This is a genomic window from Streptomyces sp. NPDC048436 (assembly GCF_043200355.1).
Classification (GTDB): domain Bacteria; phylum Actinomycetota; class Actinomycetes; order Streptomycetales; family Streptomycetaceae; genus Streptomyces.
Window position 1 is genome coordinate 72,706 of the sequence record NZ_JBICXP010000006.1, and the last position, 12,728, is coordinate 85,433.

The following is a 12,728-nucleotide window of genomic DNA, read 5'->3' on the forward strand; positions in this document are numbered from 1 at the left end:
AGTTCAGGGGCGCCGCAACGTCAGCAGGCGCTTCCCGTCCGTCGTGCGCACCTCGTAACGTGCGATGTCCTCGCGGGGCAGGGCCGCGCCGCCCCGCGTCGACAGCTCGGCCGACGGCTCTCCTGAGGGGCTGGTGGCGGGCGCCTTCCAGGTCGTCACCGTCTGCTCGGAGCCGTCGGTGCCGACGGCGACGAGTTCGCAGACGTGGGCGCCTTCGGGGTCGCGGACGCGCAGCCCGATGTCCGTGCCCCAGTCGCGGCCCCGCGCGGTCAGGGTCGCCGAGACGCCGGTGCGGCCGTCGCGGGCGGTGATCCGCTCCGGTCCTGGCCCCTCGGCGGTGAGGACCGCCGTCGCGGGAACGGCGAACGCCAGCACGACGCTCGCCGCGACCGCGCTCAGCCACCGCCTGCGCCCGGCCCTGCGCAGCCGCAGAGCCTCGGTGAGCAGCCGGTCGAGGAGGCCGGGGCCGGGGGCGGCCAGCGGTTCGACATGCGGCGGCGTGTGGCGTTGGAGGGCTGCCAACTGCTGGGTGGCCGGGCCGAGTTCATCGACCATGGCCCGGCACGCGGGGCAGTCCATGAGGTGATCGTCGAAGCGGAAGGTGTCCGCCGCGTCGAGGACACCGAGCGCGTAGGCGCCGGCGTCACGATGCCGCTCCAGGGACCTCATGGCGTTCCTTGCGTGACGAGTCGGGCAGGAGGGGTGTTTCCTGCCCTTCCGTACGCAGCGGACCGCCGAATCACTCAAGGGGTGGGACGGGAACACCCGCCCGTGACGTCAGAACAGATGGATCGCCAGGTGCCCGAGCGGCAACCCCAGACGCCACGCCGCCGTCCACACCTTCGGCCCGTCGTCCTCGCTGCCCGCCGACCCGCCGCCCGGCACCGCGTCCAGATCGGGTGCGAGCAGCTCCGTCTCCTCCAGCCAGCGCCACGCCTGGTCGGCGAGCACCAGATCGGGCGCGGGCTCCCCGGAGCCGATCGCGTCCGCCGTGAGCACGGCCATCCGTTCGCCGACCCAGTCCTGCCACGGCTGGTCGTAGGCCGTAAGGGACAGCCACGTCTCCAGCTGGGAGACCACGCGGATGCCCGACAACTCGCCTCTCGTGTCGGAGAGGAAAATAGTCAGGGCCAGAGCATCACGCCCCGCGCGGTATTCGAACGACGTCGGAGGCATCAAATCGCCGGTGCGCAGCAATTCGTCCGCGATGTACTCGGCGTACAACCACGCCATCGGCACGGCCAGTTCGCCGTCACTCGGGCCCTCCGTGTTTCCTCGGCTCTCGTGCAGCATCCCGTCTCGCCTTCCTCCGGTCCGTGCGCGTCGCCGGCTCTGGCCCCCAATTCCGGAACACGGATGAGGACAGCCGATTACCCCGAGGGGGGTCTGAGCAAGGCGCTTTGCCGAGGCTTGACCCAGCCCCCGGTTTCGTCGCAGGTCGGCGGCCCTTTGTTCTTCGTGTCACATAGGCAGAAAATATGAGTCCGTTTCAGGGACTATGGCGGCATTGCTGCTTGACTCGGCCTTGTGTCCGAATGTGGATTCGTTTCGACGAATATCCCCCATTCTCGGAGCCTGGTCGATGACGCAGCGCACCTCGCAGGGAACAGTCGTTCTAGCGGCCGTAATGATCGGAGCCGCTCTCACCGCCACCGCCGCCTGTACGGCTAATGAAGCCCCCACGCGGCAGTGGAAACCCGGGCAGCAGGGAGAGCAACACGCGCACGGTGCCCACGGCGGCCCCGACGCGCCGCGCCCCTTCACCCTCGTCGCCTCCGGAGACGTACTCCCGCACTCCTCGATCATCGACAAGGCCAACGCCGACGCGGGCGGCGACGGCTACGACTTCGTGCCGATGCTCTCGGGGGTCAAACCCGTCGTGTCCAAGGCGGACCTGGCGATCTGTCACATGGAGACGGTCTACGGAGAGAAGGGCGACTACACCGGCTACCCAAGCTTCAAGTCCCCGCCCGAGATCGCCCACGCCTTGAAGGTCACCGGCTACGACGCCTGCTCCACCGCCTCCAACCACACGCTCGACGACGGAGCCGCCGGGGTGCGCCGCACGCTCCGCGCACTCGACAAGGCAGGCGTCAGGCACGCGGGTTCGGGCCGTACGGCCGCCGAGGGCGCGTCACCGGCCTGGCTGCACGCGGGCGGCGCGAAGGTGGCGCAGCTCGCCTACACGTACGGCACGAACGACAACCCGCTGCCCGAGGGCAAGCCCTGGACGGTCAACCTCATCGAGCGCGAGCGGATCGTCGCGGACGCGCGCGCCGCACGGAAGGCGGGCGCGGACGTGGTCCTCGTCTCCGTCCACTGGGGCACGGAGTGGCAGGACGCCCCGGACCGTCAGCAGCTGAGCCTCGGCAAGCAGCTCACGGCGTCCCGGACGAACGGCCGCCCCGACATCGACCTGATCCTGGGCACCCACGCGCACATTCCCCAGGCCTACGAGAAGGTCAACGGCACCTGGGTCATCTACGGCATGGGCGACCAGATCGCCGGCGACATGATCAACGACGACGACGCGAACGACCCCCGGGGCAACCAGGGGACGATCGGCCGCTTCACGTTCGAACCGCCCGCGTCCCCCGGCGCCCGCTGGCAGGTGAAGAAGGCCGAGTTCATCCCGCAGTGGTTCAACACGGCCACGGGACGTGTCACCAACCTGAACGCGGCCCTGTCCCGCGGCGCGGACGTCTCCGCCGTACGCGACCGCATCCGCCAGGTGGTCCTGAGCCGCGGCGCGGAGAAGGACGGGCTGCGGATGGGGCAGTAGCCGACCGGGGGAGGGGCGGGGTCGGGTAGGGCAACGTCTTAGCCGACCCGCACCAGCCACCCCCGCCCCGGCTCCACCCGCACCACCTCACCCGCCGCAAACCGCCGCTCGACCTGGAACCCCTCGATCGCGGGCGCGTACGCGGCGACCGGCCCCGCCGCCGACGAGAGGACCACGTCCACCGCCTCCGAAGCCCATGAGGCAAGCGCCGTCACGGTCCCGCCGGGCCCCTCCCATGTCGTGGCGAGGACATCGTCCCGACCCGTACTGACGGGAGGCGAACCGCCGGCCCACCATCCGGTCATCTCCGCCTCCGGAAGCCGGAGTTGGTCAAAGGCCCGCCACAGCGGTCGTACGTCCGTCATGGGCGCCCGCGCGGTCATCCCGAACACCAGACCCCGCCACGGATTCCCGCCGCCCTCCAGCATCTCGCCCATCAGCCCGAACGGAATGCCGGAGATCTCCACGAGCCAGTAGGCGGGATCGCCCCCGGCGGAGCCGTCAGGGCCGTCGTAGTCGAAGAGTTCACCCAGCCAGAGCCGGTCGACGTACGGCAGCAGCTCCGCGTACAGATTGGCGCTGGAGGCGAAGCCGTCCGGCGCGCGGAACTGGTTGCAGGAGTGCAGGTCGACCAGCGGCGGAGCTTCGCCGGAAGCGGCCAGGACCTTGCGGACGCGCTTCATGGTCGTGCGGTCGTACGCCACGTCGTCGAGGTAGAGACCGTCGGTCTCCACGACGCGCCGCAGCCGCTCGATGCCGCTCACATAGGAGTTGTGCCACCGCGAGTCACCCGAGGTGACGACCGCGACGTCCCCTACGTCGGGGGCCACCCACCCCGGCACGTAGTCCCCGCTGATGTGCTCTCGCAGCCACGCGTGCCCACCGCCTGGCCCGGGCGCGAAGATCTCGTCGCCCAGGGAGGCGAGCACGGGCAACTCCGGGGTGTGGCGGGTCAGTTCGCGCACCGTGTCGTACACCTTGATCCGGATACCGAGCCGGTGCGCCTCCTCGGTGTAGGAGCGCAGGGCGTCCGCGCCGAGGAGCGGGTCGTTGATGTACGGGTTGGGCGGCGTCGCATGGTGCAGATTGGCGACGTTCGCGCCGTACTCGGCGATCTCCGTGGGGGACGCGTACGCGTGGTAGTAGCGCTCGGACAGCTGCCGACCCGGCTGGAGGGGCTTGAACGGGGTCAGGAGCAGCCGGAATTCAAAGCACCGGCTCTCGCCCGCACGCAGGGTCAGCGGCCCACTGAAGGCGGAGAGGCGGCGCACCCCGTCCGCTGTGCGCAGCCGCACCCCGCCCTCCCCGTCGCCCGCCCAGGAACGTGGCGTGCGCAGCGGCTTCTCCCGGTAGTAGTTGGTGTTGAGGGGGCGCGCGTAGTGCTCGTCGCGCAGGCCGAGCTGGAGGCCTGCCGCCGGGTCGCCGAGCCAGAACGCGTCCTGGTTGCGGGTTGGCGTGTCCCACTTCCAGTCGTACGTCTGGGGGCACGCCCGGCCCGTCAGGCCGAGCCCCATCGCGTACCGGGCGACCTCCTCGCGGACCGGCACGTCCAGCGTCACATCGAGCTCGGTGTCGGAGGTCGCCTCGACCGTGGCGCGTACGACGAGGAAGCCGTCCGCCTCCAACTCGCCCTCCGTGCACAGGAGTACGTCCTGACCGGAAGCCCGTGCGGACCAATGCACCCGCGCCGGACCTCGCCTCCCCAGGGTGAGCGTCTCGTGCTCCAGAGGGCGGCCGATGTCCAGCGTGACCGGCGCGGCGAGCAGCTCACGCGGTGGCCCCTCGGCGCTCGTGACGCTCGGCGTGAACGTGGACGTGAGCCGCTGGGGGAGCCCGTCCGGGCCGAGGTCGACCGTGCGGCCGAGAATCGCGAGGCGCTGCCCGTCGGCCCGGACGTCGGCTTCGATCGCGACCGGGGTGAAGGGAGCCACCACCTCGTCGTCCTGCGCGATCGCCGAGTCCAGCCAGCCGATGCGCGCGAGCCGCCACGGCTCACCGGCGCCTCCGTCGGTGACCAGGTCCTGGCTGACGGTGAGGCGCAGGGGCAGTATCCGCTCGGGGGCGCCGGACGCGCGGACGGCGATCTCCCCTTCGTACAGCCCGGGTTGGGCGTCCTCAGGGATCTGAGCGACGAACCACAGAGCGCTCGCCCGCCCCGCGCCGACCTCGACGCGTCGCTCGAAGGCCTTGCCGCGCGCGTCGATGCCGCCCGTGCTCACGCACCGTACGGGGAAGGGGAGTCCGCGCACCTCGGCGCGCACGTCCGGCAGCTCCTGGAAGGCGTACACGCCGACCTGCACCGGGTAGAACTCCCCGCGCTCCGCGTCGACGTCCAGCGGCGCGAACGGAGTGGCCAGGGCCCAGCGGGCGGGCAGCCGCTCGTAGCGGCCGAGCGGATGCGCGCGGTCCTCGCCGAAGAGGACGAACCGCTCGCCCGCATAAGCCTGGTGGAGCTGCGCGCACTCGTCGTCCGTGGCCGCGAAGCCCAGCGGCGCGAAGGAGTCGACCGCGCTCGCCGCCTCGTAACCGTAGGCCTCCGCGCGCGGCAGCTTCTCCCACCCGGCGGGATCGTGCAGACCGCAGCGGTGCATCCAGCCGGGGTCCGCCGTCCGCGTCGGGGGCCGGTAGGCGGCCTGCGGGTAGTAGGGCTTGCCCGTGTGCGCGTACGGGAGGTAGTGCACGGCGTAGGTGCCGGGGCCGTCCGTCGGCTCGAAGGCGATGCGGCCCCTCTCGCCCGTCACCTCCACGGCCACGGTGTTGCGCACGCGTTCCCCGGACGGTCCGACCACGATGACGTCCACCGACCCGGGGTCCGGATCCTGGCGCCGCCAAGGCAGTTCGGCGGCGACGGCCGGGGCCGCGCCGTCGGCGCGGACGAGAAGCCGGTGGTTACCGTAGACGTCGCTGTCCCAGGAGCCGATCCCGCATGCCAGCTCCGGATGACCAGTCTCACCCATCTGTGCTCCCCCAAGGGCGCTGTTTATTAGGTAAGTTTCTCAATCGCTCCGGGTCACACTGGAGATCAACCGATCACGCTGTCAAGGGGGACGCCTTGAGTGCCACGGCCAGCAGCAGCGCCATGAGCGGAGATCCGTCACTCCTGCGCCGCCTCAACGCCGCCGCCGCCCTGCGCGTGCTGCGCGAGCGGGACGAGATCACCGTGCCCGAACTCGCCTCCCTCATCGGCGTGTCGCGGCCCACGGCCCAGGACCTCACGGCTCAGCTCCTGCGCGAAGGACGCCTGGTGGAGCTGGAGCCGGGCAGTGGAAGCGTGGGCAGGCCCGCCCGGCGATTCCGCTTCCGGGCCGAGGCCGCGCACGTCCTCGGCGTGGACATCGGCGCGCACAAGATCCTGGTGCACGCCGCCGACCTGCTCGGGCGCACCGTGGCCACCCGCCGTGTCGCCGTCACGCCCGAACTCCCGGCGGCCCGGCGCCTCGACGCCGTCCGCGAGGCGATCGCGGGCTGCCTGGCGCAGCCCGCGGCGGCCGGCGTGCGCCCGCTGGCCACCGGCGTCGGCACCAGCGGCATGGTGGACTCCGGGGGCCGGGTCGTGGAGAGCGACTCGCTGCCCCAGTGGACGGGCCTCGACCTCACGCGCGAACTCGCCGACGCGGGCCACGGCCCCGTCGTCGTCGGCAACGACATCCAGCTCGCGACCCTCGCCGAGTGCACCGGGGGCGTGTCGGTCGGCGCCCGCGACTGCGTGTACCTGTACGTCGGCAACCGCCTCGGCATCGGCCTCTGGCTCCGCGGCGAACTGCACCGGGGGCACCACGGGGCGGCGGGGGAGATGGTGGCCGGGGACGGCTGGGGGCGCTGCTACCAGCGGCTTCTCGACTGGTTCGCGGGGCACGACGGCGCGGACCGGCCCACGCGCGAGAACGCGGCCCGCGCGGTGGTGACCGCCGCGGCGGCGGGCGACGGCGGCGCCAAGTACACCCTGCGCGCGTTCGCCGAGGCGCTCGCCGACAGCCTGGCCCGCCACGTCGCCGTACTCGACCCGCAGTCCGTGGTGCTCGGCGGCGGCATCTCGCGGGCGGGCGCCCTGCTCAGCGAGCCGTTCGCGGCACGGCTCGGAGAGCTCTGCCCCTACCGGCCGACGGTCCAAACCTCCGTACTCGGCGAGGAATCCACCGCAATCGGGGCAGCCCGCCTCGCACTGGAACACATCGATCACGCCGCGGAGAAAAGTCCAACTCCTTAGGACCGGAAGGTGGTTGACGGACGCCGACGACGCTTCGATGATGTGGCTCTCTTTCGGCAAGTTGGCTTCTTAATTGGCCGGCTGCCGATGGACCGTCCCTTTCCGTCCCGTCGTGTCGTCTGTTCCGTCGTGCCGTCAGGCCAGGGAGTACGTGTGACATCCCCAGCAACGCAACGCAGGCCGCGAGCCGCGTCGCCACCACCCGTGCCGGATCCGAAGTCACCGGGCCCGCCGCGCCACCGGCGCGTCCCGCTCCGCGTCCGGCTGCGGAACAACTGGGTGATGCTCGCCCTCATCGCCCCTGGCCTGCTGTTCTTCCTGCTCTTCTTCTATCTGCCGATGCTCGGCAACGTCATCGCCTTCCAGGACTACCAGCCCTTCATCGGCTTCAAGGACAGCCCCCTGGTGGGCCTGGCCAACTTCCAGGAACTCTTCGCCGACCCGGCGTTCTGGGAAGCGGTCCGCAACACCCTGGCGTTCGCCGCGCTCCAGCTGATCTTCTTCTTCCCTGCCCCGCTGGCCCTCGCCCTGCTGATCAACAGCCTGGTCAGCCCCCGCGTCAAGAAGTTCGTGCAGAGCGTCGTCTATCTGCCGCACTTCATCTCCTGGGTCCTGGTCGTCGCGCTCTTCCAGCAAGTACTCGGCGGCGCAGGCCTGTTCAGCAACTACCTGCGCGACCACGGCATGTCCGCCCTCGACGTGATGACCGACCCCAGCACCTTCTCGCTCCTCATCACCGGACAGGTGATCTGGAAGGACATCGGCTGGGGCATGATCATTTACCTGGCCGCGCTCGCGAGCGTCGACCAGAGCCTGTACGAATCGGCCGCCGTCGACGGCGCCGGACGCCGGCGGCGCATGTGGCACGTCACCCTGCCCGCCGTGCGCGGCGTCACGATCATGCTGCTCGTGCTCCGCCTCGGCGACGTCCTGTCCGTCGGCTTCGAGCAGTTCCTGCTCCAGCGCGACGCGGTCGGCGCCCGCGCGTCGGAAGTCCTCGACACGTACATCTACTACCACGGCGTCGTCTACGGCGACTGGGGCGTCGGCGCCGCCGCGGGCCTGGTCAAGGGCGTCATCGGGGCCCTGATGATCTACGGCGCCAACAAGGTCGCCCACGCCTTCGGAGAGCACGGGGTGTACAGCAAATGAGCAGCTTCGGATTCCCCCTGCGCACCCGGCGAGCCCGCGAGGAGCGGCCCGCCTGGGAAGAGCCGCCGACGAAGATCGGCTCGACCGCCAAGGCCGTTGTCATCACCGTCATCTGCGCCGTGATGATCCTGCCCTTCCTCACGGTCCTCTCCACGAGCCTCGCCTCACGCGAGGAGATCACCGAAGCGGGCGGCTTCGTCCTCTTCCCCACGGACCCGACCCTTGAGGCGTACCGCACGATCCTCTCCGGCGGCATCGTCTCCCGCGCCGTCGTCGTCAGCGTCCTCATCACGCTCGTCGGCACGGCACTCTCGCTCCTGACGACGATCGCCCTCGCGTACGGCCTCAGCAAGCGCGGGGTCCCCGGCAGCAAGCCGATCCTGCTCCTGGTGCTCTTCACGCTGCTCTTCGTGCCGGGCATGGTGCCGATGTACGTGGTGGTCAAGGAGCTCGGACTCCTCGACTCCTACTGGTCGTTGATCCTCCCCGTCATGATCAACGCCTTCAACCTCGTCGTCCTGCGGGCGTTCTTCATGAACATCCCCGAGGAGCTGTACCAGGCGGCGCGCATCGACGGCGCGGGGGACTGGCGCATCCTCACCCGCATCGTCATGCCGCTCTCCAAGGGCGTCGTCGCTGTCGTCGGTCTCTTCTACGCCGTGACGTACTGGAACGCCTTCTTCAACGCGATGCTTTACCTCAACGACTCGGGCAAGTGGCCCATCCAGCTGGTCCTGCGCACCTACGTCGTCCAGGGCAAGTCCATCTCCGGCGACCAGCTCGGCGTCAGCCACATGCCGCCGCAGCAGTCCATCTCGATGGCCGTCGTCATGATCGCGCTCATCCCGATCCTGCTGCTCTTCCCGTTCCTGCAGAAGTACTTCACCAAGGGCGTGCTCACCGGCGCCATCAAGGGCTGAACTCGCCTCCTCCTGACTTTCCCCTGAACCCCCTTTGCGGAGATCCCCATGACAGGCATGTCCCGACGCACTTTCCTGAGCCTCTCCACCGCCGTCGCGGCGGGGGCGGCCGCCACTTCGCTGACGGGCTGCGGCTCGGGCGCGAAGAAGACGGGCGAGGCGGCATCGTCGAAGGTGAAGCTGCCTTCGTACGTCCCCTTCGGCAAGGTCAAGCCCGACCTGCCGCCGAACGCGAAGGGCCTGTCGGCGGGGTTCCTCTCGTACCCCAAGGACCTGGTGCGCAGCGTCCCGAAGACCCCCGGCGACGGTTCGAAGGTCACGGTGCTGACGGAGATCTGGACGCAGCCGCCGACCCCCGCGGGCTCCAACACCCACTGGAAGAAGGTGAACAAGGAGCTCGGTGTCGACCTGGAAGCGATCCTGGGCACCGACCCCGGCTACGAGGAGAAGTTCTCCGCGGTCATCGCGGGCGGCGAACTCCCCGACCTGATGTGGATACCGCCGAACCAGGGCATCCAGCACATCGCCGAGCTGCTCGAGGCCAAGTGCGCCGACATCACGGAGTACGTCTCCGGGGATGCCGTGAAGAGCTATCCGAACCTCGCCGCGATGACCCCCGCGCACTGGAAGACCGCGGTCGTCAACGGCAAGATATGGGGCGCGCCCAGCCCGTACCCGGCCTTCGGGCAGGTCTACGGCGGCAATCCCGAAGTCTGGGAGAAGGCGGACGGCTTCTCGGCGACCAGCCCCGACGAGTTCCTCGCCAAGTGCAAGGAGGTCACGGGCGGCAAGGTCTGGGCCCTTGAGCCGATCTACGTCAACGCGGCCAGCGTGATGAGCCAGTGTTTCGGAGCCCCCAACAAGTGGCGCCGGAACAAGGACGGTTCGCTCACCTGGTTCCAGGAGACCGACGAGTACACCGAAGCCCTGAACTTCGTCCTCAAGCTGAAGAAGGCCGGGGTCTTCTACCCCGGCAACCCCAAGATGGCCGACGCCAACACCAAGCTGGCGCAGGGGGCGATCGGCGCGGCCGTCTTCGCCAACCCCTTCAACGCACGCAAGGACATCCGCGTCCAGGACCCCGGCCTGGCCGCAGAGATCCTCATCCCGTTCGGCGTGGACGGAAAGAAGCCGAAGCACCACTACCACCTGGGCACCATCGGCTACACCGCCATCAAGAAGGGCGACGAGAAGCGCGTGCGCATGCTGCTCCGCGTGCTCGACTACCTGGCCGCGCCCTTCGGGACGACCGAGCGCGAGCTCCTCGAATTCGGCACCGAGGGCGAGGACTTCACGTACGACAAGAACGGCTTCCCGGAGCGCACGAAGAAGGGGAAGCAGCAGGTCGAGGGGCTCTTCAGTGGACTGACCACGGCGACCACCTCGCCCTTCGCGCTCGTCGCCTCGACGTTCCCGGGCACCCACCGTGCCCAGGACGTCAAGGACGTGTACGCCGCCGAGCAGAAGCTCATCGAGACCGCCATCCAGAACCCGGTCGTCGGCCACTACTCGGACGCGTACACCCAGCACTACGGCCGCATGTCGACCGAGGCGACCGACCTCGTCAACGACATCGTCAGCGGCCGCAAGAAGATCAGCGAATGGAAGCCGTTCTGGGCGGAGTGGAAGAGCAAGGGCCTGGAGCAGATGGCGCGGGAGTTCCAGAAGTCCATCGAGAGCGCCTGAGCCCCCCCGCTAAGGAACGCGGTCGGCTTTCGCCAGCTCCGACTTCCGGTAGGAGTACCCGAAGTACACGGCAAGGCCGACCACGAACCACACCGCGAACCGCACCCACGTCTGCCACTGCAAGAACGTGATCAGCCAGATCGAGAAGACGACCCCGATCGCCGGCACCACCGGCATCCCGGGGCAGCGGAACGAACGCGGCAGATCGGGCTGCTTGTAGCGCAGCACGATCACCGCGACGCACACCACGACGAACGCCAACAGGATCCCGATGTTGGTGAGTTCGGCCGCCTCGCCGATCGGCAGGAAACCGGCGATGGCGGCCGACGCGAAGCCGACGATCCACGTCACGCGCGTCGGCACATGCCGGGTCGGGTGCGTCTTGGCGAACCACTTCGGCAGCAGCCCGTCGCGCGACATGCTGAACCAGACGCGGGTGACGCCGAGCATGAAGGTGAACATCACGGTGAGGATGCCGATGATGGCGCCGACCGCGATGACGTCTGCGAGACCGCCGAGGCCCACCGACTTGAAGGCGGTGGAGAATCCGCTCTCCGGGTCGATGTCCTTGTAGCCCTGCATGCCCGTGAGGACCAGACAGGCCAGGACGTACAGGACCATCGAGATGGCCAGCGAGTAGAGGATCGCCTTCGGCATGTGGCGCTGGGCGTCCTTGGACTCCTCGGCGGCGGTGCTCATCGCGTCGTAGCCGAAGACCGCGAAGAAGACCGTCGCCGCACCGGTGAACGCCCCGCTGACGCCGAAGGGGAAGAACGGCTTGTAGTTCCCCGTGTTGATGTGGAAGAACCCGACCGCGATGACGATGAGCACCACGATGACCTTCAGGACGACCACGATCATCTCGAAGCGCGCCGCGTTCTTGATGCCGAGGGTCAGCAGATACGCGATGAGCAGGCAGAGCACCGCGGCGAACAGGTCGACCCTGTGGCCGTCGCCCGTGCCTGGCGCGCCCAGCATCCAGTTGGGCAGCTCGGCGCCCATGTCCTCGATCAGGAAGTTGAAGTAGCCGGAGATGCCGATGGCGACCACCGCCACGATCGCCGTGTACTCAAGGAGCAGGTCCCAGCCGATGAACCAGCCGGTGAGTTCGCCGAGCACCACATAGCCGTACGTGTACGCCGATCCGGCCTTCGGGATGAGGCCCGCGAACTCGGCGTACGAGAAGGCGGCGGCGGCGCTCGCCACGCCCGCGATCAGGAACGAGATGAGGACCGCGGGTCCCGCCGTGCCGTTGGCGACGGTGCCCGCGAGGGTGAAGATGCCCGCGCCGATGATCCCGCCGACGCCGATCGCGGTGAGCTGCCAGAGGCCGAGCGAGCGGGAGAGCCCGCCGCCCGATTCCCCCTCGGTCTCTTCGATGTTCTCGATGGGCTTGCGGCGCAGTACGCCGTGCCCCATCCGGAGTCCCGCCATGAGCTCCACCTTTTCGCAGACGGCAGTCGGCTGATGGCGGCTCATGATGGCCCAGGCCCGTGCGCGACGGAAGACGCCACACGGGCTACGGCACGACGGTGACGGGCCAGCGGCCCGCCTTGACCAGGCGTACCGCGACCGATCCGACGATCCGGTGGCCCGCCTGCTCGGAGGCTCCGACGACCACGGCGTCGGCCTTGAGGTCGTCCGCCGCCGTGACCAGACCGCTGTAGGGGTCGCCGCGGAAGGTGTGGAACTCCCAGCGCACGTCGAATATGTCCTTCACCCGCTCGGCGGCGTCTCTGATCTCGGTGATCAGCCCCTCGGCGATCTCGTCGGTCGTCTCGGCGACCGGGGCGCCGAGCGCGGCGCCCGCGGCCATCACCGGCTGGATGTAGACGACGACGAGCAGCGCGCGCTGGCGACGGGCAAGGCCTCCGGCATATGCCGCGGCACGGAGTGAGGAGTCCGACCCGTCGACACCGACGACGATCACCTTCGGTCCGTCGGTGCCGCGTTCGAACTGGTGGGAGTGGTCTTCAGTCAC

General features: G+C 69.5%; 10 protein-coding genes. 5 read left to right on the top strand and 5 right to left on the bottom strand.

The window, feature by feature from the left end; all coding sequences use genetic code 11:
* Positions 1-3 precede the first annotated feature (3 nt).
* Together ACGFX9_RS21610 and ACGFX9_RS21615 are read right to left on the bottom strand one after the other, a co-directional pair.
* Positions 4-669, bottom strand: coding sequence for a zf-HC2 domain-containing protein (locus ACGFX9_RS21610; protein WP_393474207.1), 666 nt, complete (start codon positions 667-669; stop codon positions 4-6).
* 108 nt (positions 670-777) lie between these two features.
* On the bottom strand, positions 778-1,293 hold the full coding sequence (locus tag ACGFX9_RS21615) for a hypothetical protein (protein ID WP_393474209.1): 516 nt from the start codon (positions 1,291-1,293) through the stop codon (positions 778-780).
* 289 nt (positions 1,294-1,582) lie between these two features.
* Between ACGFX9_RS21615 and ACGFX9_RS21620 the strand changes: the two genes are divergently transcribed.
* Positions 1,583-2,782 (top strand): CapA family protein, encoded by a 1,200-nt coding sequence (locus ACGFX9_RS21620; RefSeq protein WP_393474212.1) that lies wholly within the window; start codon positions 1,583-1,585, stop codon positions 2,780-2,782.
* A gap of 38 nt (positions 2,783-2,820) precedes the next feature.
* On the opposite strand, the gene ACGFX9_RS21625 is transcribed toward ACGFX9_RS21620, so the two are convergent.
* On the bottom strand, positions 2,821-5,739 hold the full coding sequence (locus ACGFX9_RS21625) for a glycoside hydrolase domain-containing protein (protein ID WP_393474215.1): 2,919 nt from the start codon (positions 5,737-5,739) through the stop codon (positions 2,821-2,823).
* Between the two features lie 95 nt (positions 5,740-5,834).
* On the opposite strand from ACGFX9_RS21625, the gene ACGFX9_RS21630 reads away from it, so the two are divergent.
* From ACGFX9_RS21630 to ACGFX9_RS21645, 4 genes are all read left to right on the top strand, one after another.
* Positions 5,835-6,989 (top strand): ROK family protein, encoded by a 1,155-nt coding sequence (locus ACGFX9_RS21630; protein WP_393474218.1) that lies wholly within the window; start codon positions 5,835-5,837, stop codon positions 6,987-6,989.
* A gap of 204 nt (positions 6,990-7,193) precedes the next feature.
* Complete coding sequence (locus ACGFX9_RS21635; RefSeq protein WP_393474221.1) at positions 7,194-8,141, top strand: ABC transporter permease; 948 nt, start codon at positions 7,194-7,196, stop codon at positions 8,139-8,141.
* Positions 8,138-9,061, top strand: coding sequence for a carbohydrate ABC transporter permease (locus ACGFX9_RS21640; protein WP_393474224.1), 924 nt, complete (start codon positions 8,138-8,140; stop codon positions 9,059-9,061). The genes ACGFX9_RS21635 and ACGFX9_RS21640 overlap by 4 nt, the downstream gene beginning before the upstream one ends.
* Before the next feature lie 57 nt (positions 9,062-9,118).
* Positions 9,119-10,747 carry an extracellular solute-binding protein gene (locus tag ACGFX9_RS21645; protein ID WP_393474227.1) on the top strand — a complete coding sequence of 543 codons (1,629 nt, stop codon included), beginning with the start codon at positions 9,119-9,121 and terminating at the stop codon, positions 10,745-10,747.
* A gap of 9 nt (positions 10,748-10,756) precedes the next feature.
* Here ACGFX9_RS21645 and ACGFX9_RS21650 read toward each other — a convergent pair whose 3' ends face one another.
* Both ACGFX9_RS21650 and ACGFX9_RS21655 read right to left on the bottom strand, forming a co-directional pair.
* Positions 10,757-12,181, bottom strand: coding sequence for an amino acid permease (locus ACGFX9_RS21650; protein ID WP_393474229.1), 1,425 nt, complete (start codon positions 12,179-12,181; stop codon positions 10,757-10,759).
* An 85-nt stretch (positions 12,182-12,266) separates the two neighbouring features.
* A complete protein-coding gene (locus tag ACGFX9_RS21655) occupies positions 12,267-12,728 on the bottom strand; it encodes a universal stress protein (RefSeq protein ID WP_393474232.1) in 462 nt (153 codons plus the stop codon).